At 45.8% G+C, this 25,614-nt stretch carries 19 protein-coding genes and 1 pseudogene; 14 read left to right on the forward strand and 6 right to left on the reverse strand.

Going from position 1 to position 25,614, the window contains the following annotated elements; all coding sequences use genetic code 11:
• A pseudogene (locus tag JGK07_RS33130) lies at window positions 1–163 on the reverse strand (RNA-guided endonuclease TnpB family protein); the annotation flags it as partial.
• A 728-nt stretch (window positions 164–891) separates the two neighbouring features.
• Complete coding sequence (locus JGK07_RS08060) at window positions 892–1,203, reverse strand: hypothetical protein (RefSeq protein WP_293181462.1); 312 nt, start codon at window positions 1,201–1,203, stop codon at window positions 892–894.
• Between JGK07_RS08060 and JGK07_RS08065 the strand changes: the two genes are divergently transcribed.
• A complete protein-coding gene (locus JGK07_RS08065) occupies window positions 1,193–2,227 on the forward strand; it encodes a type IV pilus twitching motility protein PilT (protein ID WP_293181465.1) in 1,035 nt (344 codons plus the stop codon). The two genes, JGK07_RS08060 and JGK07_RS08065, sit on opposite strands and share 11 nt — an antisense overlap.
• A 701-nt stretch (window positions 2,228–2,928) precedes the next feature.
• A complete protein-coding gene (locus JGK07_RS08070; protein WP_293181468.1) occupies window positions 2,929–3,732 on the forward strand; it encodes a circadian clock KaiB family protein in 804 nt (267 codons plus the stop codon).
• Window positions 3,733–3,742: 10 nt separating this feature from the next.
• Here the strand turns inward: JGK07_RS08070 and JGK07_RS08075 are convergent, their stop codons facing one another.
• Entirely contained in the window at window positions 3,743–4,282 is a 540-nt protein-coding gene (locus JGK07_RS08075; protein WP_293181471.1) for a hypothetical protein, read from the reverse strand.
• 225 nt (window positions 4,283–4,507) lie between these two features.
• Between JGK07_RS08075 and JGK07_RS08080 the strand changes: the two genes are divergently transcribed.
• Window positions 4,508–4,774, forward strand: coding sequence for a hypothetical protein (locus tag JGK07_RS08080; RefSeq protein WP_293181474.1), 267 nt, complete (start codon window positions 4,508–4,510; stop codon window positions 4,772–4,774).
• A gap of 456 nt (window positions 4,775–5,230) precedes the next feature.
• Here the strand turns inward: JGK07_RS08080 and JGK07_RS08085 are convergent, their stop codons facing one another.
• The gene (locus JGK07_RS08085; RefSeq protein ID WP_293198767.1) at window positions 5,231–6,442 is read right to left on the reverse strand and encodes a lipid-A-disaccharide synthase-related protein; all 1,212 of its coding nucleotides are present in this window, start codon (window positions 6,440–6,442) and stop codon (window positions 5,231–5,233) included.
• A gap of 112 nt (window positions 6,443–6,554) precedes the next feature.
• Here JGK07_RS08085 and JGK07_RS08090 point away from each other — a divergent pair, with 112 nt between their 5' ends.
• The 11 genes from JGK07_RS08090 to JGK07_RS08140 all read left to right on the forward strand — a co-directional run bounded on the left by JGK07_RS08090 (window position 6,555) and on the right by JGK07_RS08140 (window position 20,872).
• Window positions 6,555–7,718: a GuaB3 family IMP dehydrogenase-related protein gene (locus JGK07_RS08090; RefSeq protein WP_293192814.1), complete on the forward strand. Its 1,164-nt coding sequence runs from the start codon at window positions 6,555–6,557 to the stop codon at window positions 7,716–7,718.
• Between the two features lie 576 nt (window positions 7,719–8,294).
• Window positions 8,295–8,618, forward strand: coding sequence for a thioredoxin (trxA, locus tag JGK07_RS08095; RefSeq protein ID WP_006631199.1), 324 nt, complete (start codon window positions 8,295–8,297; stop codon window positions 8,616–8,618).
• Between the two features lie 188 nt (window positions 8,619–8,806).
• Window positions 8,807–9,868 carry an LOG family protein gene (locus tag JGK07_RS08100; protein WP_293181483.1) on the forward strand — a complete coding sequence of 354 codons (1,062 nt, stop codon included), beginning with the start codon at window positions 8,807–8,809 and terminating at the stop codon, window positions 9,866–9,868.
• Between the two features lie 259 nt (window positions 9,869–10,127).
• The gene (locus tag JGK07_RS08105) at window positions 10,128–10,394 is read left to right on the forward strand and encodes a hypothetical protein (RefSeq protein ID WP_293181486.1); all 267 of its coding nucleotides are present in this window, start codon (window positions 10,128–10,130) and stop codon (window positions 10,392–10,394) included.
• Between the two features lie 156 nt (window positions 10,395–10,550).
• Window positions 10,551–11,798: a transposase gene (locus tag JGK07_RS08110; protein ID WP_293198765.1), complete on the forward strand. Its 1,248-nt coding sequence runs from the start codon at window positions 10,551–10,553 to the stop codon at window positions 11,796–11,798.
• Between the two features lie 30 nt (window positions 11,799–11,828).
• Window positions 11,829–12,194: a hypothetical protein gene (locus JGK07_RS08115; protein WP_293201243.1), complete on the forward strand. Its 366-nt coding sequence runs from the start codon at window positions 11,829–11,831 to the stop codon at window positions 12,192–12,194.
• Between the two features lie 160 nt (window positions 12,195–12,354).
• Window positions 12,355–13,560, forward strand: coding sequence for a sulfite exporter TauE/SafE family protein (locus tag JGK07_RS08120; protein WP_293223950.1), 1,206 nt, complete (start codon window positions 12,355–12,357; stop codon window positions 13,558–13,560).
• Window positions 13,535–14,005 carry a hypothetical protein gene (locus tag JGK07_RS08125; protein ID WP_293205188.1) on the forward strand — a complete coding sequence of 157 codons (471 nt, stop codon included), beginning with the start codon at window positions 13,535–13,537 and terminating at the stop codon, window positions 14,003–14,005. The genes JGK07_RS08120 and JGK07_RS08125 overlap by 26 nt, the downstream gene beginning before the upstream one ends.
• Before the next feature lie 528 nt (window positions 14,006–14,533).
• Entirely contained in the window at window positions 14,534–15,976 is a 1,443-nt protein-coding gene (locus tag JGK07_RS08130) for a cytochrome ubiquinol oxidase subunit I (RefSeq protein WP_293181498.1), read from the forward strand.
• An 8-nt stretch (window positions 15,977–15,984) separates the two neighbouring features.
• Window positions 15,985–16,998, forward strand: coding sequence for a cytochrome d ubiquinol oxidase subunit II (gene cydB, locus JGK07_RS08135; protein WP_293181501.1), 1,014 nt, complete (start codon window positions 15,985–15,987; stop codon window positions 16,996–16,998).
• Between the two features lie 469 nt (window positions 16,999–17,467).
• The gene (locus JGK07_RS08140; RefSeq protein WP_293241595.1) at window positions 17,468–20,872 is read left to right on the forward strand and encodes a PAS domain S-box protein; all 3,405 of its coding nucleotides are present in this window, start codon (window positions 17,468–17,470) and stop codon (window positions 20,870–20,872) included.
• A gap of 17 nt (window positions 20,873–20,889) precedes the next feature.
• Here JGK07_RS08140 and JGK07_RS08145 read toward each other — a convergent pair whose 3' ends face one another.
• Together JGK07_RS08145 and JGK07_RS08150 are read right to left on the reverse strand one after the other, a co-directional pair.
• Entirely contained in the window at window positions 20,890–23,112 is a 2,223-nt protein-coding gene (locus JGK07_RS08145) for a PAS domain S-box protein (RefSeq protein WP_293223954.1), read from the reverse strand.
• A gap of 993 nt (window positions 23,113–24,105) precedes the next feature.
• Window positions 24,106–25,584, reverse strand: coding sequence for a leucyl aminopeptidase (locus JGK07_RS08150; RefSeq protein ID WP_293181510.1), 1,479 nt, complete (start codon window positions 25,582–25,584; stop codon window positions 24,106–24,108).
• Window positions 25,585–25,614: the final 30 nt, after the last annotated feature.

Raw genomic sequence — 25,614 nt, forward strand, 5'->3', positions numbered from 1 at the left:
GGTTCATTTCGTTGTAATTGATATAACCCCATCCATAGACAAAACTTTGACGGATAAGGTAGTTAGCCGCGTTGTACAAATTTTTGGATTTAAAGGCTAGTTCATCAATTTCAACAAAACGATTCTCGGTGGATTTAATGATGTGCCTCTCTGCTAGTTGCATTCAGACTCTCCATTTTTTGACGATCGCAATAATTCTCTCAGTTGACCATTTTGACTATATGATACTACTATTGCTTACTACTGCTTACAAACTTAATAAAGTTTTATAATACTGTTTTTTAAGAAAAAGTCTTTCCCTTTAAAAAAATATTCAAAAATGTCGAAAATCCATATTCGATTGTAGGCCCAGAGCGATCGCCCGCGTGCAAACAGCAGAATATTTCCTTGCTGCGACCCCCTCTTGAGATAAACTGATCTGAACAGTTAAGCTTTTGTGCAAGAAACCCTCTTCGGGCGATCGGCATTGTCCAACTTCCACAAATCATCAGAAATTGTGGGTGCAACCCCCGTTCCTTCGGCAAGCTCAGGGCAAGCCTTACAGGACGGCTTTATATGTGGGAAGTGTGTTAAAATAGACACACACACGTTGACCTCTAAAGTAAGGTGAAACTCCTAGCAATTGGACGTTGTAGTTAAAAGACGTTTAACCGAAATGGTTAAACTGGTATCCAATGATACCCTACCTCTAGCCTTTGCAAGTAAAGACTCTGGGGCGAGTGAATCACTCACAACAAATCAAAGTAGCCTCAATGCTAGAAATAGCGGAGAGAATAGTGGGAATTGGCACCCCCTGTCGCGCTGCGGTAGAGTTCGACTAAGCGGCTCTACGAGTAGCGGTTCGAGCAATGTCCAACGGTGGATATCTCCTTCTAAAGAATCTCAGTGCGTTTACGCGCCTTGAGTGTCAACTGTTCGAGTCAGCCTTCTCACCAAATTCAAAGTAGCGCATATGACACAACAGCATCCGCCAGCTCCTCGTCCGCCCGTACCCGGAGCTCCCCCACCGCCCGGGCTGCCCCGCCCTCCAGCTCCAGGCATTCCCAGAGCAGCAGGAATGCCACCAGCACCGCCACCAGCACCAGCACCCCCACCACCCGCCGCCACACAGCCACCGGCACCCGCGCCCCAATCCTTCGCCACACCTAAAAATTCCAGCAACAGCAAAATTCCGACTTTGAAAGAGTTGGTAATGCGAGCCAAAGAAGAAGGAGTATCCGATCTTCACCTCGGAGTCAACGAATTCCCGCGCTTCCGAAACCGGGGCGAGATAGCCGACATCGGCTATCCACCGTCGGATTTAGATACGTTTTTTGGCTGGCTGCGCGAGTGCATGAGCGATGAAGAAATTGAAATTTTCCAAAAAACCCTAGACTTTGACGGCGCTTTCGATTTCGGCTTCGTCCGCATTCGGATCAGTTGCATGGACTCCTTGGCCGGCCCGGCGATGGTGCTGCGGCTAATTCCTGCCAAAATATTGACAATGGAGGAATTGAACCTGCCGCAAGTCTTTAAGAAAATATGTGGCTACCACAAAGGGCTGATTTTGGTGACGGGCCCCACAGGATCGGGCAAATCTACCACCTTGGCCGCCATGATCGACTACATCAACAAAAATAAAGCCTACAACATCATCACGATCGAAGACCCGGTAGAATTCGTACACGAAAGCAAAAAATCCTTGATCAAGCACCGGGAAGTCGGCAGACACACCCTCAAGTTTATGAGCGCTCTCAAAGGCGCTCTGCGGCAAGACCCGGATATGCTGCTAGTAGGAGAAATTCGGGACAGAGAAACGGTGGAAATCGCCCTCAAAGCCTCTCAGACAGGTCACTTAGTTGCGGGAACCCTGCACACCAACAGTGCAGTTAAAACCCTGAACCGGATTCTGGATATGTTCGGGGCGGAAGAACAGGAGGCCATACGGGTTTCAATTTCCGAATCCCTAGTGGCGATTATTGCTCAACTGCTGTGCAAAACCACAGACGGCAAGCGGGCTGCTTTCCACGACGTTATGATCAATACCGACGTGGTTAAGGAATACATTCTGAAGGGGCAGAATGAGGAAATCAATCAAATCATGATCAAAGATACTTATGAAGGCATGACGACGATGAATAAGTCGCTCTACGGCCTTTATCAAGAAGGTAGAATTACTGAAGAACTGGCTGTAGAAAACTCACCGTTCCCGAACGAAATGGCCCAGATGCTCCGAGGTCGAGTCTAAAGGTCGAGTGTTAAGTGTTAACAGTTAACTGTTATTAATTAATAGTTAACTGTTATTACAAAAGATTGCAAAAATCGCTCTCAAGTCTTGAAATGATCTGCGTTGATCTGCGTTGCATCTGCGGTTTATAGCCTTTCGATCGAAAGATGAGGTATGCCGAGGTATGCTGCAACCGTTACAGTGTCAAGCTTTTCCTGGCAAAATTGGTCCGCGAACCTTTTAGAGAAAGGCTATATCTATCAATCAAAGATTTATGCAATGCAAGTCTATTGGTACTTCATTGACACTCTCAGGGAGTCAACGCCACTGAGATTCTACTGACAGAATTAGACAAGCGTGTATTACCTAAATCTAATCTCGTTACGGCCGTCAAACGCCGTCTACCTAGTCACCAATCGTCAAGCGATAGTTACTAGCTAATGATTGTTATTTCCAATGCTTTCAGAATCCATCGCTAAGCCAAGACACGGTACGCTCAACATCCTGCCATCCCACCGCTCTTTTTGTGTTACCTCTCACTCTTGTGTACTAAGTTGCAGGGATTTCTCCGATACTAGGATGTTTCAACACGTAGATGTTTTTGTTCTTACTCACAATTCAAATTATACCACATTTTCAAGAACACGGGGACTGAAGTCCCTCGCGTCGCTTTCCTCTCAGGTCTAAAGACGCGCTCGTTTCCCGCATCCCGTATTATTTTTATGAAAGTCGATCGCCCGATTTTACCAGAATTTTTTAAAGGCATTGCACTGTTTACACCAGGGGGAGACTTAATCTATTCTATAGACTCCCGCAAGCAAACTCAGTGGCACTTGCAGTTGTGCGTAGCCCTACAGCAGATACTCGGTTTGTCGGAACCGCCCCATTTTCTGATACCTTGCTACACGGCAACCGTTGACTGCTGGCGCGATCGCACCGATCGACAGTTGCGGGTGGCAGCCGAGGCATACCCCCCGGTGCTGCGACATCAAACGCTGCTAAATGCCATTTTTGGCACGGGCGACTTGGTTTGGGAAGCCCGCAGCGACGAAATCTGCGAACCAATGGCGATCGCCACTTATCACGAACAATTCCCCGAACTTTGGGAAAATCACGACTTAGTTGTACGATATCCGATCGACGTTGGGCGATCGGACTCTCACAATTCTGCGATCGCGCCTCCCTCCCACTTTCGACAATCTCCGCTGTTCCCGCGAACCAAACCAACAGGACTCACCCCACCGCCACCAACCCAAGGGTACGTTTTGCGGCTGTTTGTTTCCGGGAGCAACCCCAGCACCGAACGCACCCTCAAAACTTTATACCAATTCCTAGAGCAATGTCTCGATCGCCCCTACACTTTGAAAGTAATCGATGTGTTAAAACATCCCGAACAAGCAGAAGCAGATCAGATTTCAGCAACTCCCACTTTAATTAAAATCTGGCCGAAACCCGTGCGGCGAATAGTCGGCGAATTGAACGATGCCCAAAAAATAGTCAGATTGTTGAGCAATTCAGAATTTTAGATTTGTGCGATTATTGAATACTGGCGATCGCCGGTTGACTCACCATCGAATTAACAAGATCCAGCAACTGCTGTTGAGACACTGCACTCGCCGATACCGCTACGGCATATCTGAGTCCTTCCTGTTCCCAAGAAATAGTTCTGCCACCACCTTTTGCTAAATAGTAGCCACGAATTCCACCACTCAAATTAACTGGCGAAATATCCTTATCTTGCCCAGGCCAATTTTTAGAATTAGCGGGTGAAACCACAGCGAATACTCCGACAGTGCAAGACGAAGCATTAGCAGATTTAGCGCAGTCTGGCTTAATTCCGATATTAACTTTAAATACTTTACCATCGGACTCAATGAAAGGATAAAGCTGTATCGGAGTAGCGGGGATAGAGGCAGGCAGTCGCATTTTCAAGCCTTTCGGCAATTGGCGGCGAATGTCGTCAATCAGCGGCCAAAAAACAGAGGCTGGTTGGGCGATCGCAGATTCCACTGCCAACAAACCGCTTCCTAAAACTGTCAGACCAACTAAACCAGTGAACAGAGCTTTCAACTTCATCGATAGATTCCCTGAAAATAACCGTTTAATAATACAGCCACAAACTCTCGACTCCGCCTCACCCAATCGGATGAGTTATTATCCCCCAATGGTATGACTATCACTTTTCTCAGTAACATGAGGTACATTCGATCGTGGGTAATTGGTAATTAGTCATTAGCCATCGATCGCCTGTGCTTTACTTAAAAATATCTATAATAGTAAGAGCAAATAAATCAGAAAATCATGTCAAATTATATTCACAATTTAATCAACAATAATTTCCATCATCCAGATTTCGGGAAATTACTTTATCATCGCGACATTCACAACCCCAATATCTTGCATTACTCAGTACAACTCAACGATTGGGAATCTATCGCATGGGAACCAATTCATAGCAATCGCCAAAAAGATACGGCAAGATTAGCAATTTGGCAAATTGATTGGGATAGATTTCAAACTGCCAAATGGATATTATATCGCAATACGGTTGACTTAGGAAGAATCTGACTTGCAAAAAATGTTTGTATTGCCAGGAAAATCGTCAGATTAAATTCCTAAAAAGCGTTAAGTAAACGGTATTGTATTATATCGGAAAAAGGAACTCATCAACCAAGCATTGCATATTTCTGTAGCAGAGTTTCACGAACGCTGGCAATATGAACTCTATCGATTCAATTGGGAACATTGGGCAAGACTTTTCAGTTGACAGTTGAGGGCGACCTCTACCTGGAAGGAAGAGGATTGGAGTAATGAATCGTCTTTTTAAAATTTCTCCTGAGCGGGCTTGGGGCTTTCAACCAATTCTTTCTGATAACAACAGGGGATGCGAGAAGCCCATCCCTCTCCTAACTAAATTTAGCTTTTTAAGAATTACAGGCGTTGAGTATTAACTGTTTAAAACCTCGCTGTCAACTGCTTTCCTGCCAACTGCTAACTCTCAATTGTTTAAGCAGTATACTCCAATTAATCAGAAAGATATTTGGTTAAGCGATCGGCAATTTGGCTGCTACCGCCCGATCGCCCCATTCTTTCTAAGCCATTTTTTACGCAAGTCTCTAAATATTTTTTGTCTTGCAAAGTGCGATCGAGTGAAGCGGCAGCTTCTTTGATAATCTCAGGATTTGCTGGTTCTTTGCCAATAACTTGCACTGAATCACCTAAAAGCCGATTTTGAGCCTCGGCAAACCGATAGGTAAATGACGGACCGTTACCGGGGATGGTAATTACTGGTTTTCCTAAGCCTACGGCTTGTTCGATCGCAGTTCCGGTCATCCCAATTACTAAATTAGACTGCTGCAAAATGTCGGCGAAAGCATCTGAGTAGCAAATTACTTCAACTGTTGCTGCTTTTTCGCTACCATGCTGTTTGATTTCTTGACAAACTAACTTTCCTTCTCGGTGCAGCCATCCGGAGCGCGCTGCAATATTATCTAATTCCAGCATTAAACTTGGAACTAAGGCTGCTCGAAACTGCACTGGTAAGGTAGAGTTGGCGGCAATTTCTTTGACCAATTTTAGCAGCAAAACTAGGTTGTCGTTGGCTTCGGGGAGCCGCGAACCGGGCAGAAGGGCGATCGTCCGAACTCCGGGCTTTAACTGCAAATCTTTGCCTATAGCATTGAGGTTGTCCATGACAGGATTGCCGACAAATATGGCTTTCTCGAAACCCTGTTGGTTTAAGTCCGCAGCAGTCAAAGCATCCCTAGTGAAAATAGCCAGACATTGCTCGGAGGAAAGCAAATAATTCAAGAGGAAACCCAAATCGGCTAGCCCTTCGTAATAAGTAGAATGAGCCGACAGAAAAATTATATACGGGCGGCCTGTGGCATGGGCGAACCCCGCCGCGACAATATCCCCAGTCGTTACTACCAAATCGCATTGCTGCGAATGCGCCGAAGCAGCTTTCACTTGCTGCAAAGTCAAACGAATTAGCCCCGCCCTCAAATCTTTGAGGAAAAATAGGGGATTCATGTAAAAAACTCCCCCAGATGGCATGGGACTGGTGGGCCCGATAATTGGTACTGTCGATCGACTGTAAGCAGCCCCGTCACCGACAATGGGCATCGCTGAAACCTGAATATCTGGCGCAGATGTTCTCAAAGCATTGACAATTTGACAGTTAATCGCATCTTCCCCGTGGCCGTTGCTGAGGAAAAGTATCTCCTTGGATTTCATAAAATCAGAATTTAGTGACGAGATTATTTTAAACACAGCCGCGCGATCGTTACCCACAGGTCGGCGAACTTTTTGTTAGTCTAATTTAAATACATTGTGGAAGTGAAACAGCGTGAATATTGAAATTGGGCGGGGCAAAAGCGCTCGCAGAGCTTACGGCATAGATGAAATCGCGCTCGTACCGGGACAGCGTACCCTCGATCCGAGTTTGGCAGATACTAAGTGGCAGATTGGCGGGATCGATCGAGAAATCCCGATCATCGCCAGCGCCATGGACGGAGTAGTCGATGTCCGCATGGCTATTTTGCTGTCGGAATTGGGAGCAATGGGCGTGCTCAACCTAGAAGGAATTCAAACCCGCTATGCCGACCCCCAACCCATTTTAGAGCGCATCGCTTCTGTTGGGAACCACGAATTTGTGTCCCTGATGCAGCAACTCTATGCCGAACCCATCAAGCCAGAATTAATCGAGCTCAGAATTAAAGAAATTAAAGCTGGAGGAGGGATTGCCGCCGTCAGCGGTACACCGGCCGCTGCGAGCAAATACGGCTTAACAGTTGCCGCAGCGGGAGCCGATATATTTTTTGTGCAGGCTACTGTAGTCTCGACTGCTTTTCTTTCCCCAGAGTCGATCGCATCTTTGGACTTGACCCAATTCTGTCAAGAGATGCCAATACCCGTAATTTTGGGCAACTGCGTCACCTACGAAGTCGCCCTGAATTTAATGAAAACTGGCGCCGCAGGCATTCTCGTGGGCATAGGGCCGGGGGCTGCTTGCACATCTAGGGGGGTATTGGGTGTCGGCGTTCCCCAAGCGACAGCGGTAGCAGACTGCGCCGCCGCCCGGGACGACTACTATCGCGAAACTGGCAAATACGTGTCGGTGATTGCTGACGGCGGTTTAATTACCGGGGGCGATATCTGCAAGTGCATTGCCTGCGGCGCCGATGGAGTAATGATTGGTTCGCCCTTTGCTAGGGCCGCCGAAGCTCCGGGCCGGGGCTTTCACTGGGGGATGGCGACTCCCAGCCCGGTTTTGCCGCGAGGCACTCGGATTCGCGTGGGGACTACTGGGACTGTGGAGCAAATTTTGCGGGGCCCAGCCCTGCTCGATGACGGTACGCACAACTTGCTCGGAGCTCTGAAAACTAGCATGGGCACTCTGGGCGCTAAGGATATTAAGGAGATGCAGCAAGTGGAAGTGGTGATTGCTCCTTCTCTGCTGACTGAGGGTAAAGTTTATCAAAAAGCTCAGCAGTTGGGCATGGGCAAGTAGATTTACCGATCGAATACCAGGATACCTTGACAAAATTTGTGCGATCGTCTCGAAATTTACAGAATGTTGTGGAATTATCGAGAAGGAGGTGTCACAATATAAGAAGCGGAGACGCATGTTTCCGTTCACTCCTCACACCACACTCCGCCCGGACTACTGTTCGGGCGGTTCCTTTTTGACCCCAAGCGCTCCCCTTTACTCAGTAGGTACGGGGTTAAGGCTGTTCGATCCGGAGAGTGGGGGAGGGAGAGAGGGGGAAAGGGGGAGAGGGGGAGAGGGGGAGGGGGAGTTACAGAGAATTTTTTGCGGCCGAATGCCTTTTTATAACTTCCATTTCTCGAATTCCTTCTGAAGCCTTCTCTTAAAGTCGTCGCTCCCTACCCAAAAACGGATACCAGCCCCGGGCGCCAGGAGTGGAGAACTCAAAATATTCGATCGAAGTTCACGCTCCCAGATTCAATGCTGCAAGTAAATCTAAAATCTAAAATCTAAAATCGTAAAATCGACTGACGCAAGTGGTGACACTTTTTGCTAAACTTGTTATCCGAGAAATAGTATTTACAAGGATGGCTAGGGATGTCAGCAGCCGCGCAAGTAACCGACTCTACCTTTAAGCAGGAAGTGCTCGATAGCGAAGTTCCAGTTCTAGTGGATTTTTGGGCTCCCTGGTGCGGGCCCTGTCGGATGGTGGCGCCCGTCGTAGACGAAATTGCCCAGCAATATGAAGGGCAGGTGAAGGTAGTAAAAGTTAATACCGATGAGAATCCTAATGTGGCAAGCCAATACGGTATCCGCAGCATTCCGACGCTGATGATATTTAAGGGCGGTCAGCGGGTTGATATGGTGGTTGGGGCAGTTCCGAAAACTACTCTGGCCAACACTCTGGAAAAGTACATTTAACCAAACTGCCAGAGGTTTCGGGCTGTTTTTTTGGGCCGCGAAAGCTAACTATCTTCAAAACCGGGGTAAAGCTACTGGAAAAGTTATTAGTTGCTAGCAGCGCTATTTGCTGGTGGCTATTAGCTTCTAAATTTGGCTTGCCCCTTAATTTTTTCTACCAACAAATTGTTACCGTTTCGGAAAAATTCATGATTCCTTCTGGTCAAGGTTTTGAGTCCCTCCAAGCTGATGCGATCGACTTAATCGATCGCCTGCCAATGTTAAAGCACTCTGAGTGGATCGAACGATCGCTCTCGACGATCGTGCAAATGGCTGGAGAGGAACTCGATCGCCTCGATTGGAAGATTATGGCGGCGTCCCTGCGAGATATGGAGAGAGCTTTTTCCATGTTTTATCCTTACCGCCACGTTCGCAAAATTGTGATTTTTGGTTCGGCGAGGGTGTCGCCGACATCGGCGGAATATTTGCTAGCCAGAGAGTTTGCACGGGCGATCGCCCAGCAGGGATTTATGGTGATTACTGGTGGCGGTGGGGGGATTATGCAGGCAGGGAATGAGGGGGCGACTGCGGAACGTTCTTTTGGGCTGAACATTCAGTTACCTTTCGAGCAGAGTTCTAATCCTGTCATTGCGGGCGACTCCAAGTTGCTCAATTTTAAATATTTTTTCACCCGCAAGTTATTCTTTCTCCGGGAAAGCGATGCTTTGGCTTTGTTTCCCGGCGGTTTCGGCACTCTGGATGAGGCTTTTGAGTGTCTGACTTTGACTCAAACTGGCAAGTTTGGGCCGGCCCCTTTGGTTTTGCTCGATCGACCCGGAGGCGATTATTGGCACGATTGGAATTATTTTGTACAAAAACAATTGCGGGGTCGGGGTTTGATTTCAGCGGACGATCGCAGCCTGTACACGATTACAGACGATATAAATGTCGCTTGTGAGGCGATCGCGAGTTTTTATCTGGTTTATCATTCCTGCCGTTACGTGGACGGAAAACTGGTAATTCGCTTGAAGTCTCAACTTTCTGACGAGAATGTCGATCGGCTAAATACTAATTTTAGCGATATTTTGGTAGACGGTAAAATTGAAAAAAGTCAAGCTCTGCCCGCCGAAGCCACAGATGAAACCTTCGCTTTACCGCGCCTAGTTTTGCATTTCAACCAGCGGGATGCGGGGCGGCTTTATCAGCTAATTGCTGCTATTAATCAAATGGGAGCGACATCGCCGGCGGCGGCGCATCCAGAACAAAAGTAGTTATAACAGTTGACAGTTGACAGTTGACAGTTATGGTACCCGAATCAAACCGTCGATCGATCGCGGGTGCATCTGATTTTTGCAAATATATTCGTAGGGGCGAAGCATTTCGGCAGTCAATCTCTGGTTCTGGTTCATAAATTATGTGCCGAAATGCTTCGCCCTTGCCAAATTAAGATGCACCCTCGATCGCGGGGTAGCTTGCGTCAGTCAGATGGGGTAGAAGTCCTAAGAAAGTAAAAAATTAAGGGCAAAAGGTATGGCTTACAGCGATTTTAGTTTGGCAAGTGTCAAAAAATCTTTAAATTTAACGATTTCGCCCAGACAAGATTTGTTTTCGGCCGTACCTGATTTAAAATGCAGCAATTATTTAACAGAAACTTTAGCTTATAATGTTCCTTTTGCTCTGGCGAGCAATACGGAAAAATCGCGCTCAGAAATGATTATTGCGCCGATTTTGCTGGAACTTACCTCGAACAGCAAGAAGGCTCACACTGTACCTGTACGTTTGTCAGTGTCGAGATGAATTGCGCGTGAGTTGAGGAGTGTAGTCTGACCACATTTGAGCGCAGCGAAAACCGGGAAGACTACGACGACGAAACGAGCAAAATATTCTGTTTTTGGTGAAACAATCATCAAAAATGTGTTACTATGAATATGTAAACACGGTAAGGTCGATACCATGTATAGAGCAGTTAAGATGAGAATTTATCCTACAGGCAAGCAAGAATCATATCTAGCTCAATGTTTTGGCAATACTAGATGGTTGTGGAATCATATGCTTAATGCAACAACCACCGCGTACAAAGAAACAGGCAAGGGGCTTTCTAAAGCAGCTATGGATAAGTTGCTTCCGGGACTAAAAAAAGAATTTGAATGGTTGGGACTAGCTTATAGCCAAGTTTTACAACGAGTAACATTCAATCTTTCAAGTGCGTTTGTCAATTTCTTTGAGGGTCGTGCTAAATTCCCTAACTTTAAATCTAAACATGGTAAGGAATCAATTCAATATCCCCAAAATATCAAACTGATGCCAGAGGATTCTGTTATTAAGTTTCCCGGTAATCTGGGGTTAATGAAAACTGTGTTTCACAAACAACTACCTGATGCTAAATTCACGACTGTAACAATATCGAGAAATGCAGACGGCAGGTACTACGCATCTATTCTTTTTAACCAAAATGACAATCCGGTAGTTGCAATTAGGGAAGCTATCGGCGTTGACTTAGGATTGAAGCACTTTGCTATAACTTCCGAAGGCTCAAAATATGACCTACCTAAAAAGCAATTAGCCAAACTAGAAAATAATAAAAAATGCAAACAGAAAAAATTAGCTAAAAAGACAGATAAAACTTCTAATAAACGTCGTAAAGCTAGACGAATATTAGCCAAAGTTTCTAGCAAAATAGCTAGAATTCGTGAAGACTTTCTACACAAGCTATCTCGCAAAATAGCCTACGAAAACCAAGTTATTTGTGTAGAAGATTTGGCAGTTAAGAACATGGTAAAAAATCCCAACTTGGCAAAATCGATATCAGACCAAGGATGGGGGATGTTTCAAACCATGCTCAAGTACAAAGCTGAGAAATTTGGTCATACCTACCAAGAAATAGGACGTTTTTTCCCATCTTCTCAACTTTGTAGCGAGACTCTACTACCAATCCCGATGCTACAGAAAGGCTATGATTCATTGGGCGTAAGGTTTGTAGATTGTCCTCACTGCCAGAAACAGCATGATAGAGATATTAATGCTGCAATCAATATTAAAAATGAAGGTTTGCGACTTTTGGAGTTAGGAACTAGCTCTTCTGCCCTTGGAGGGGATGTAAGACCAAAGTTATCAGGACGTAAAAAAGCCATGAAGACCGAGGCAATCCCCAATGAATTGGGAAGCCTACACCCTATCTGTGCTCAGATGGGTGTTGGGTAGTTCACCAGACTGTTTCCCGATCGCATTAGTTTGTTTTCGGGTGTCGATTTTACGGTTGATAGCGACTTGGGATTAAACGGGAGTTGCGATTTTCTGATTAGCCGATCGGTAGAACTTTTGATTCTAAGCGCACCTGCGATTTTAATCGTTGAGGCAAAAAAGGAAAATATTAATGCTGGGTTGGGTCAGTACGTGGCCGAAATGTATGCAGCGCAACTGTTTAATGAGCGCGAGGGAAATCAGGTATCAAAGATTTATGGAGTGGTGACAACGGGAGAAATTTGGAAGTTTTTGATACTGGAAGGGCAATCAGTTAAAATAGATTTATTAGAGTATTTTTTGAATGAAGTTGATAAAATTTTGGGGATTTTGGCGATCGGCATTCAAAACAGTTGAGAGTTGACCACAATCAAAAGGGTTTGTAGTGAGGACTTTAGTCCTTAGGAATCAAGGACTAAAGTCCTCACTACAAACCAGATCGCGGGTAATTGACCAGACATGACATAAGCAGTAAAAACCAATCTAAAATGTAAAATCTAAAATCCCCTGACTCAAAATGCTAGACATCCTGCTAATTGCAACTTTAGGATTTCTCGGCAGTTTCGGACACTGCGCCGGAATGTGCGGCCCGCTGACAGTGGCGTTTTCCCTGTCAAGTACCGACAAAGATAAATTAGCTTCCTTCCGCTTTCACCTGCTATTAAATGTGGGAAGAATTGTGGCTTATGCTTTAGTTGGCGCTGCAATTGGCGGAGTGGGTTCGGTATTGATTGCAGGCGGGCAAATGGCAGGTATCGGTAGCGGGTGGCGGCGGGCGATCGCCATTATCACCGGTACAATGCTAATTTGGTTTGGATTGGTACAAATTAAACCAGATTTGCTGCCGCGTTTGCCATTGCTGCATCCAGTGAAGCACGATCGCATCAGCAGTGCAATGACCAAGATTTCAACTCAAAACAACTGGTGGATACCATTGGCTTTGGGTTTGCTTTGGGGTTTAATTCCCTGCGGTTTCCTGTATGCAGCGCAAATCAAAGCAGCGGAAACCGGAAACCCAATTTTGGGTGCGGCAACGATGTTTGCTTTTGGAGCGGGTACCTTGCCAACTATGCTGGGAGTGGGATTTTTTGTTGGCAGATTCAGCGCCCACAAACGCAGTAAACTGTTTCGCGCAGGTGGTTGGGTGACACTGGCGATCGGCATCATTACTCTGTTGCGAACCGATGAAATGGTCGATCTGACAGGCCACGCAGCCCTAATATGCTTGATGCTAGCACTGATTGCGCGTCCGCTCAGCAAGTTTTTGCCGCCACTGTTGCGCTACCGTCGGGCTTTGGGTGTCGGAGGGTTTGCGATCGCCCTTGCCCACACGTTTCATATGCTAGATCATACGCTGCAATGGAATTTTGACGCTGTATCTTTTATGCTGCCGCAGCATCAATTAGGGATGGCATTGGGAATGCTGGGACTGCTGTTGATGATACCCGCAGCGGTGACAAGTTGCGATCGGCTTCAAAATTATTTAGGGAAGCGGTGGCGGCAAATTCATTTGCTAACAGTACCCGCTTTTTTGCTGTGCGCCCTTCACGCAGCCCTCATCGGCTCCCACTATCTCGGCGGTTTTGAATGGAAGTTGTACGATCGACTGGTGACAGCCGTCTTAGCCGCGGTTGCGGTGTTAGTTTTGTTAGTGCGATCGCGCTTATTTTGGTCAATTTTATCACTGGATAATTTCTATGTTGCACCTGTCAAAGAAAAGTAAAAGTTTAGGATTGTTAGTCTTCTTGGGATTGCTAGTACAAGCCGGAATATTTCCCATACCGCAGCTAAACACAACTGCGATCGCCCACGAAGTCGAAATCTCGGGAGATGTCGCCGCTACCTTTCACCTCGAACCAAACCACAATCCCCGCGCCGGAGAAACTGCAAAAGTGTGGTTTGCACTGACTCGCAGGGGCGGTCAAATTATCCCCTTAGAGCAGTGCAACTGCCAGCTAGCGGTTTATCCAAAAAATCACAAACAGGGGGATAAACCGCTGATTGAACCGCCTTTGAAAGCCGTATCTGCCGAGCGCTACCAAGGCATTCCCGGAGCAGAAATTGTATTTCCCAAGGCAGGAATCTACGAGTTAAAACTCAGCGGAAAACCCAAAGCCGCAGCTAAATTTAAACCCTTTCAACTCAGTTATACAGTCACAGTTAGATAATATAATATTCCCCTCAACAAACATCAATATTGTAGGGGCGGGTTCACCGAAATAACCGCCCAAAACAAACAATCTCAAAAACCCGCCCACCCAACTCAGTCATACAGTCACCGTTCGCTAATATCCTATCCCCTAAAAAACATCAATATTGTAGGGGCGGGTTCACCGAAATAACCGCCCAAAACAAACAATCTCAAAAACCCGCCCCCACCCAACCATAAATTCAAATGTACTAAAATCGTATCCCCGCATCAACAAATATCAATCTTGTAAGGGCTGGTTCACCGAAATAATCGCCCAAAACCAATAATCTGGTAAACCCGCCCACCCAACCATAAATTCAAATGTACCTATTTTCCAATAAAAACAACCGATAAACGTATTAAAAAACACAAATCAAATCTGTATAAAACCTTAAAAATTGCCAACCATACAAAATGTCACGAATTTTTACATTACATTGTAGTTAATGTCAATTCTAAAAATTGTGCAAACTAATCTCTGTTGAACTGACCAAAGGACACAAACATGGATATCTTATCTAATACCGTGGCGCTATCGCGGATGCAATTTGCGCTAACCGCCATATTCCATATGCTGTGGCCAGTTTTGACAACGGGAATGGGAATTTATCTGGTAATTGTTGAGGGAATGTGGCTGAAAACTCGCAATCCTGACTATTACCACCACGCTCGTTTTTGGTCGAAACTATACGTTCTCAACTTCGGTATTGGTGTAGCTTCCGGCATTCCCATGGAGTTTCAATTTGGGACGAATTGGGCACCATTTTCCGAAGCCGTGGGTGACTTTTTTGGCAGCATTTTAGGGTTTGAAGCTTCAATGGCATTTATGCTAGAAGCTGGCTTTTTAGGAATTATGCTATTCGGTTGGGGGCGCGTTCACCCGATCGTCCATTATTTCGCTACCATCATGGTAGCCTTCGGCGCAAACCTATCCACTGTATGGATTTTAGTCGCTAACTCTTGGCTGCAAACTCCAGCAGGCGGAGAAATGGTCAATGGCAAGTTTGTTGTCACCGATTACTTTCAAGCAATTATGAACCCCTTCGCATTAAACAGCATTCTACATATGTTTTTTGCGACGTTAGAAACTTCCCTGTTTGTAATTGGTGGAATTAGCGCTTGGTACATTCTAAATAAGCGCAACGAAGCCTTCTTTTCCAAATCTTTAAAGATTGCCATAGCGACGGCGATCGCAGTTGCACCTTTGCAGATATTCATCGGACATTTGAGCGCCGAACAAGTCTATCACTATCAGCCGACAAAATTAGCAGCGATCGAAGCTAAATGGGAAACCTCAGCAGCCGGAGAATCAGCCGATTGGACTTTGCTAGCTTTGCCTAATGAAAAAGCCCAAAAAAATGACTGGGAAATTAAAATTCCCAATGGCTTAGGATACGTTCTAGAATTCAAACAAAAACTTTCCGAACCAGTCCTCGGTTTAAAAGAGTGGAAACCAGAAGATCGACCCCGGATGGTAGGTTTAATCTACTATTGTTTCCGCATCATGTCCGGGATTGGATTCTTCTTTGTAGGATTGATGCTGTTCAGCACAATTCAGTGGATGCGAGGCAAACTTTCCGCTGAAAATATTAGCAGTCAACCTTGGTTGATGCGCGCTTGGATCTTAGCAGCACCCCTGGGATATATCGCTGTAGAATCGGGTTGGATTGTGCGCTGTGTAGGCAGACAGCCCTGGGTTTTATACGGGCAAATTCGCACGGCTGACGGCGTATCAAATATCCCCGCTAGCAATGTTTTAACTTCTCTGAGTTTCTTTGCGATTATTTACAGCTTTTTGTTTGTTTGCGCCTTGTATTTTGGCAGCCGCATTATCCGCAAAGGCCCTAATTTAAATCTGTCAGTACCTGGTTTAGGCAATCAACCTGCGATCGAAACTGAACTCGCAGAACACATTCCCGATCAACGCCCTGTAGAAGCACAACAATAGGAGATTTTATGCAAGCTTTGGAGCATTTTCTCCCGCAAGTCTGGTTCATCATTTTGGGTTTATTTCTTTTGCTCTATGTCATGCTAGATGGCTTTGACTTAGGGGTGGGAATATTATCTTTGACTGCTTCTGATGACGAGCGCCGAGGCATTTTAATGACCAGTCTGGGCAATGTTTGGGATGCTAACGAAACATGGCTGGTTTTAATGGGAGGCGCTTTATTTGGTGCATTTCCTTTGGCTTACGGCACAATTTTAACTGCCTTGTACATACCGATTTGCATGATGCTTTTCGGTTTAATATTTCGGGCTGTAGCCTTTGAATTTCGCGAGCATTCTAACCGCAAGTTGTTTTGGAATTATGCTTTCGGTGCGGGCAGTTTTTTGGCAGCTTTAGCTCAAGGATTTGCCCTCGGCGCGGTGCTTGAAGGCATTGCGGTGGATGAAGCGGGTCACTTTGTGGGGACTACTTGGGATTGGCTGGATTGGCGATCGATCTTGGTGGCTTTGACACTGGTTCAAGGCTACGTGTTGATCGGTTCCACCTATCTGATTATGAAAACCGATGGGGAATTGCAAACAAATCACTACCGCACCGCTAAAATTGCGGCGGTGACAACATTAATCGGAGCAATTTTGATTACCATCGCCACTCCGGTTTTTTATGAAAGTACCAGAGCAAGATTGTTCGATAAACCGCTAGTTTATGTTTTTGCGGCGATTCCCGTGCTGGGATTGCTGCTGGTTGGACTCTTGCTCAGAAGCCTGGAACAAAAACAAGAACGCACGCCGTTTGTCTGGACGATTATGATTTTCTTGCTCAGTTTCATCGGTTTGGGATTGATTGTTTTTCCCTACATTATTCCGACACAACTCACGATTTACCAAGCGGCGGCGGCACCCAGCGCCCTGGTATTTATGATTGTGTTCATCGGCTTTCTGATCCCGATCATGATTTTCTACAACATCTACAACTACGTAGTATTTCGGGGTAAGGTTGCTGGTGGCCATTACGGCGAATAAAGCAGCATAACACCGCAAATCCAAGTAAAGACACCCAAATCTCCCCAGATTTAAAATTAATCCGATCTGCGGATATTTGCGTGTCTTTGCTGTTGACAAATATCGATTTCTGAGCGTCAGGGTTCTGATTTATTAATCAAAAAAACATAAAACTTTTTGTTTTCGCCCGCGAATTTAAGTGAATCTACTTATAAGAATGCTGAAAATTTCTGTATAATTAGTATAGAAAATGATTTCTATGCTCTTTTTGTCTGGCAACAGTTACAAGTTTTGGCTGTGTTTGCCTAACTATTGTCTCAGGTGCGTCGAGGCGAGATTGTCACTTTTTTTCAGGATTTAAGGGTGTTCCGGTACGAGGAACCTTATTGTTCTGTGAGTTTTGAGAATTAGTAGAAATAGAGTAACTCGTAAGTTGGTTGGCGATATTACGCAAATACTATGTATTATTTTACACTTGATTCAATAATTTATGTCTGAATTTTTAGACGGCGATCGAGAAATCAATCCCCCATCAGCAGCAGACGATCGCACTTTGATTTGTTTCAGAGAGAGGAAATTGCGGACTATTTGGGAAACTGCTCTAGATGCGATCGCGATCGCCGATAACAAAGGGCGATACCTCAATGTCAACCCCGCCGCCTGCGAATTGCTTGGACTAAAAAGAGAACAACTCCTCGGGCGCTGGATCTGGGAGTTTGCAAAACCAAGCTGGAATTTTCAACAGGTGTGGGAAGAATGCCAGAAACCGGAAAAAGTGCAGGGTGAATTTGAGTTAGTGCGGGCTGATGCAGAGATTCGCACCGTCGAATATGCAATAACGCTCAACTTTTGGCCTCACCGCTACTTGTTAGTCATGCGAGATGTTACAGGGCGCAAACAAGCCGAAACACAAGTCGAAGAACTTACCCGCCAACTCGCCCAAACCCAAGCTCAACTTCGGGAAGCAGGTATCGCACCGGAGAGTCCCATCAGTCCCACAGATACTGGTATTTTAGAGCAAATTGCCCGCCACATCCCGGGCGTTATTTATCAGTTTCGCATGGATATTGATGGTGGTTTCCATTTTCCCTATGCCAGCGGCAGACTGGAAGAGATTTACGGCGTTACCCGAGAACAAGTGCAACAAGATGCGACTTGTATTTTCAATCACCTCCATCCTGAAGATTTCGATCGCGTTTATCAATCGATTCTCGATTCTGCCCAACATCAGATACCTTGGTGTTGCGAATACCGGCTGTGTTTTCCCGACGGGCGGTTGCGGTGGTTGCGCGGCGATTCTACACCGCAGCGACAACCCGATGGCAGCACTATTTGGCATGGCTATGTTCGGGACAATACCGAGAGCAAAGCCGCAGAAATTGCCATCAAAACCAGTGAAAACAGATTCCGCACGATCGTGGAAAATCTCAACGATATGGTTTATATCGTCAATCCCGATAGCACCTTCAGCTATGTCAGTCCCCAATTAAAAGAAATCATGGGATATGAAGCAGCAGAAATGTTACATGAGAGTTTTGCTAATTGGGTTTATCCAGAAGATTTACCAATTTGTAAAAATACTCTCGATCGCTCTTTGCAAGGTGAGAAACTGCGGGGATCTGAGTACCGAGTTTTGCATCGAGATGGCAACTATTACTGGCACTCTGCCAATGTATCCGCGATCGTAAATGACGCTGGAGAATTCGTTGCCTGTTTGGGAATAGCGCGTTACATCCACCCTCAAAAACAAGCACAAATCGCTTTAGAAGAAAGTAACAGCCGCTGGCAGTTGGCTATAGAAGGAGCGGGAGATGGCACTTGGGATTGGAACCTCAAAACCAATGAAGTCATCTTTTCCAGGCAGTGGAAAGCGATGCTGGGCTATGCAGAACACGAAATTGTGAATGATTTAGCAGAGTGGGACGGTCGGGTACATCCAGAGGATAAAGCTCAATGCTATATAGATTTTGCCAAACATTTTCGCGGCGAAACTTCTACCTGTCGCAACGAACACCGCCTGCGCTGCAAAGACGGTTCTTACAAGTGGATTTTAGACCGGGGTCAGGTGGTGGAATGGGACGAAGAATCTGAACCGATGCGGTTTATCGGCACTCATTGCGATATCAGCGATCGCAAAACCGCAGAATTAGAGTTAGCTGCCTCTCAAGCAGAATTAATCGCACTATTTAACGCCATGCAGGATGTGATTATGGTGCTCGATGCAGAGGGACGCTATCTCAAAATATCTCCCAGCTCGGCTCCCTTGTTGTACAAACCTACCGCTCAAATTTTAGGTAAAACTCTTCACGAAGTTTTACCCAAAGAATCAGCAGATTTTTTCCTAGAGTCGATTCAAGAAGCGATCGCCAATCAATGCGTGACGCAGTTGGAATACTCATTACCAATTGGCGATCGCTCAGTCTGGTTTGATGCCAGGATTTCTCCCATGTCTCAAGAGCAAGTGGTGTTTGTCGCCAGAGATATCACCGATCGCAAACGCCAACAGCAAGCTCTCCGCTTAGTAGTCGAAGGTACGGCGGCAAAAACCGGCGCAGCATTCTTCAAAAGCTGCGTTCAATATCTCGCCAAGGCACTAGAAGTTCGCTATGCTTTGATTGCTGAATTTGGTGACTCTGAAAAAACGATCGCCACAACTCTAGCATTTTGGGCGGGAGATGAATTTGGGGATAATTTTACTTACCATCTATCCGAGACACCCTGTCAAAATGTCGAGCGGTGTACCGAGATATGTCGGTATCCCAATCTCTTGCACTGCTGGTTCCCCAAAGATGATAATTTAGCAAGTCTCCAAGCCCAAAGTTATGCGGGTGTACCGATTGTAGATGCCGCTGGAAATTGTTGGGGATTGCTCGTAGTGATGGATACTGAGCCGATGGTGAAATATCTAGAAATGCAGTCAGCTATCTTGAGAATATTTGCCACCCGTGCGGCTGCGGAAATGGAACGGATGCAGGCGGAAGCAGCAGTGCGTCAATCAGAAATTCAACTGCGGCTGCAAACTGAAGAATTAGAAGCAACCCTGAAAAAGTTGCAGGATACCCAAACTCAGTTAATTCAAGCGGAAAAAATGTCTAGTTTGGGTCAATTAGTCGCCGGAATTGCCCATGAAATTAACAATCCAGTCAGTTTTATTTATGGCAATATTCAACCTGCTACCGATTGTACGAGCGAGTTAATTCAACTAATTCATCTTTACCGAGAGCATTATCCGATTCCGCCCCAGGCGATTGCCGATTTTATCGAAGATATCGAGCTTGAGTATCTAGAAAATGATTTTTATAAGCTGTTGAAATCGATGAAAACTGGAGCCGCGCGCATCAGCGATATTGTTAAGTCGCTGCGGACTTTTTCGCGGTTGGACGAAGCGGATTTAAAAAGCACAGATATTCACGAGAATCTCGAAAGTACCTTAGTGATTTTACAAAATCGCTTGAACGGTAGGGCGGGAAAACCAGAAATTCATGTCGCCAAATATTATGGTGAAGTACCTCTGGTTGAATGTTATGGCGGTTTGTTAAATCAGGTATTTATGAATTTGCTGGTGAATGCGATCGATGCGATCGAACAAAGGCGAGAAAGCCTAGAACCCAGCGCCAAATTAAATTATATTGGTCGGATCGCGATCGCCACTTCGTTCGCTGCTGACAATCGCGTGTCGATCTCGATTCATGATAACGGTTGCGGGATAACTCCCGAAGTTCAAGAAAAAATATTTAATCCCTTTTTTACGACTAAACCGGTGGGTAAAGGTACGGGGATGGGGCTAGCAACTAGCTATCAAATTGTCACGGAAAATCATCGGGGGAAGTTGCGGTGTTTTTCGACACCCGGAGAGGGGACGGAGTTGGCGATCGAGTTGCCAACTTGCAAGTAAAATTATCTATAGCTAGTTTATAATGGAAGCTCGATCGCAAATTCCGTCCCTTCGCCCAAAACCGAATGGCAGATCAAGGTTCCGCCGTGTTTTTCCACCACAATTCGGTAACTGATGGCTAAGCCCAAACCGGTGCCTTTCCCCATCGGTTTTGTGGTGAAAAACGGATCAAATAATTGGTGGCGCACGTCTTCTGTCATGCCGATCGCATTATCGGCAATCCGGATGCAAATAATATTTTCGTTAAGGGCTTCTGTGTGAATGCTAATAGTTGGTTTCCAGTTGCCACTACCCGTTAGCGAAGCCCTAGGAGAGGAACGCTTTTTTTGCTTCCAAGCATCTTCCAAGGCGTCAATACTGTTGCTAAGCAGATTCATAAATACCTGATTTAGCTGACCTGGATAACATTCAATTAAGGGTACTTTCCCGTAATCTTTGATGACTTTAATTTCGGGATATTCGGATCTAGCTCGCAGTTTGTTGTGCAAAATTAGCAGTGTGTTGTCTATGCCTTCATGAAGATTGGCAGGCTGCTTTACCGAGTCGTCTAAACGCGAGAAGTTTCGCAAACTCAGAACTATTTCGCGAATGCGATCTGCTCCCATTTTCATCGAAGAGAATATTTTTAATAAGTCTTCTTTCAGGAATTCTAAATCTATGTTTTCAATATATTCTTGAACTTCTACTTGTGGTTGAGGATAGTGTGTTTGGTACAGTTCCACAAGCTGCAATAAGTCTCTCATATATTGGCTGGCGTAGGAAATATTGCCGTAGATAAAACTCACGGGATTGTTGATTTCGTGGGCGACTCCTGCTACCATTTGACCGAGACTTGACATTTTTTCGGTATGAATTAGGTGAGCTTGAGTTTCTCGGAGTTCTTTGAGAGCTATTTCTAGCTGCTGGGCTCTGTTGTTGGCGATCGCCTCGGAGAGTCGCAAAGCATCCTCCGCTGCTTTGCGCTCTGTCACGTCAAAAATGGCGCCGTTGAGGGATGAAATTTGACCGTCTGGGTTGAAAATAGCTTGACCTTTTTCTGCAACCCACCGCACGTTTCCGTTGCTGTGAATCAGGCGATATTCGATCGCGTAAGGTTGTCTTGTCTTAATCGCCCGATCGACAATTTTATCGATCTGCCCCACGTCATCGCCATGAACTATACTAGAAAAAGCTTGCACGGGTTTTTGCATAAAGTTATCTGCCGGATAGCCGGAAATAGCTTCTATGCCGCTGCTGATAAAAGTTAAGCTCGATCGCCCCGCAGCACTGCAACGGTAAACTGCACCGGGAATATTGGAAACTAACGATCTAAATTCTTGTTCCCTTTCCCGCAAAGCTGCCTCAATCCGCTTGCGATCGCTAATGTCGCGAGCAAAGGCGCACTGATATTCTTTACCGTTAAATTGCCAATGGTCGATCGTAATTTCTACTGGAAAAATGCGACCGTATTTAGTGCTGTGGTGAACTTCAATATTAACGGAACCGCACCTTTTTAAGACTTTCCAGTGCAAATTCCAAGCAGTTTCAGGAAAATCGGGATTGATGTCGTGCACAGTTAGATCGAGCAATTCTGTGGCAGAATATCCCAATGAACAGCAAGCGGCGTCGTTGACGTACAAAAATTTACCGTCCGCTCCCATCCAGAATACCGCATCTGCCGATCGGTCGAGCGCAAATTGAGCCAATTGCAACTTTTCCTCAATCCGGTGGCGATCGGCAATTTCTTTTTGTAACAGTTCGCTTAACGAACTGAGAGTTAAAGTGCGATCGACAATATCATCTGTCGGTGGTTTTGCCAATTCTGCTGTCTGTGTATCATCTTGCTGCTGATTTTCTGCTAGCTGTTTTAACGGCTGTTGTGGAATATCTTCTGTGAGATTTAAGTCAGATTCGGTAAATGCTTTCGGCATCAGGGCGATCGCAAATCCGGCTAAGAGCAAAGAAATCACACCACTTGCAGCTTTGAGATCTACCGACAGCCAATCAATGGAATGCCAAAGCGTCCAAACTTGCGTTAATTGAGCAGCGCCGCAGCCCAAAAAACCGACAGCAAATAGCCCTCCAATCTTGCTGTGAGAACTTTGGCGGGTAAAATAAACCAAAGATAGCGCCAGAGAGCAATAAGCGACTGCCGTCAGCGAGTCAAAAACAGCGTACAGTCGCAACTGGGCCAGCCCGTCGCAGCCAAGTGCGGAAGATGCAGGCAGTGTTGCATAAAAAAATGTTAATAATTCTTGCATAAATTTCAAGAAAAAAGTTATTTGCAGCAATCCAAATCCATCAAATATAATTATTTGATTTCGGTGGCTGAAAAATGTTTACATAATTATATACTTTTTTCATTTTTTATGAAACAGCTATTTTTGCATGGAATGTCAAAACTGTATAGCTTCGGCTGACAGTTGACAGTTGACAGTTGCCCTGTGATAGTTGACAGTTGACGGTTTAAACAATACCGATGCAACCGGAAACGATATCAAAGGGTGGTAATGGGGAAAAAGGCAATTGGTAGTTCCTGTAAGCTGACTGAAGTTTCTGGGAGTAAAAATAATCGCGCGCAGTGTTTCCGATCCCTGGTGCTTCTAGAATAATTTTCGATATAGCGGTTTTCAGAAAGATAAGGTATGTTGTTGGGCTTTAGCCCTGTGAGTTTAGTAGTTATATGAGCTGTCAGTTATACCTCATCTTTTTGAGAAAGGCTATAAATTATGTACCGAAATGCTTCGCCCTTGCCTAAATGAGATGAACGCAAATACGTAGTTGCGAACTTAGCGCTTTTTGTTTAGATCATGAAGAGCGCTGAAGCGCAACTACGTACCTAGGATGATAATCAATAATAGCGCTTTTTGCTGGGATTGTTAAGAGCGCTGAAGCGCAACTACGTACCTAGGATGATAATAAATAATAGCACTTTTTGCTGGGATTGTTAAGAGCGCTGAAGCGCAACTACGTACCTAGGATGATAATAAATAATAGCGCTTTTTGCTGGGATTGTTAAGAGCGCTGAAGCGCAACTACGTACCTAAGATGATAATAAATAATAGCGCTTTTTGCTGAGATTATGAAGAGCGCTGAAGCGCAACTACGTACCTAAGACGACAACCAAACGGCCCTGACTTCCTCCCCGAAATTGCGGGGAGGGAGTTACAAATTCACAAATGATTTAGGATTGCTATGACCCAGATTGCCAGCAGCAAAAATCTCTATTTTTGCGCTAGCCAATCCACAGTTAATTAAGCACCACCAAGCACCAAATGCACCAGAGTCCGAACTCCAAAACCAGTTGCTCCAGCGCCGTTATAACCGTTTTCCTTGTCGCTCCAAACTGGGCCAGCAATATCTAAATGTGCCCAAGGAGTGTCCTTAACAAACTGCTTCAAAAATAGCGCCGCCGTAATCGAACCGCCGTAACGAGGCCCTGTATTTTTCATGTCAGCGTGCAAAGCCTTCAAGCCATCAAAATACTTCTCTTCCATCGGCATTCGCCAAAACTTTTCACCTGCCAATTCAGAAGCCGCGACTATTTCGGCTGCGACACTATCTTGAGGACTCCACAAACCGGCGATATCTTCGCCCAAAGCAATGACGCAGGCGCCAGTGAGAGTGGCTAAATCGACAATTACGTCAACTCCCAACTTATCAGCAAATACCAAAGCATCAGCGAGGGTTAAACGACCTTCGGCGTCGGTATTGTTGACTTCAATTGTTTTGCCGTTGGAAGCTGTAAGGATGTCTCCAGGGCGCATGGCGTGGCCGCTGATCATGTTTTCGGTGACGGCACTGATAAAGTGAACTTCGACATCTGGTTTGATGTGTCCGATCGCCTTTGCGGCTCCCAAGGTAGCAGCGGCACCGCCCATATCTATTTTCATCATTTCAATACCGCTGCCGACACCTTTGATGTTCAAACCGCCGGAATCAAAGGTTAATCCTTTGCCGACGATCGCAATTTTGCGGCGGGGTGTGCCTGCGGGTTTGTAAGTCAGGTGGATGAATTTCGGCGGCAAGTCGGATGCTTTGGCAACGCCGAGAAAGGCTCCCATGCCTAGTTTTTCGCAATCTTCTTGCTCTAATATTTCTAATTCTAAACCGCATTCTGCTGCTAGACTTTGAGCGGTTTCGGCCATGGTAATCGGGGTGACATAATTGGCAGGTGCTGCGACTAATTCCCGTGCTAAAATAACTCCGGCAGTGATTTGGCGGGCGCGGGCGATCGCACTTTCGGTACCGGCGAAACCGAGTAAATGAATTTGTTCTACTTGCGGGCTTTTCTCGTCGGGTTCCGATTTGAAACGGTTGTCTTGATTCAGCGAGAGTTCCACACCTTCGGCGATCGCACTTGCTGTAACATCCGGCGCACTTTGCCACACCGGAAGGCTAATTCCGAGGGTTTTGCATTTCTCCTTTTTGGCTAACTTGGCGCACGCGCCCGCAGCTTGCCGCACGGTTTCTAATTTTAAGTCTGCGGCTTTCCCCAAACCGACGATCGCAATTTTGCGAATCGGACTATTGCCGCCGACACGGGCGATCGCACTCTGGCCCGCTTTGCCCTTAAAATCTACTTCCATTAGCAGCTCTTTCAACGTGCCTGCAAGCTTTTCATCTAATTGTGCCAAGTCGCCGGCGATCGAGAGAGCGTCCTCAAATAGACCAATTGCCAGGGCATCTCCCGTCCAAGCAGAGGGGAGCGTATCGGTGACTAGAAATTCCATGTTTTGATTTACAGTTTAGATTTTAGATTT

Origin of the sequence: Microcoleus sp. PH2017_24_DOB_U_A, assembly GCF_020738205.1 — a bacterium.
Taxonomy (GTDB): Bacteria; Cyanobacteriota; Cyanobacteriia; order Cyanobacteriales; family Microcoleaceae; genus Microcoleus.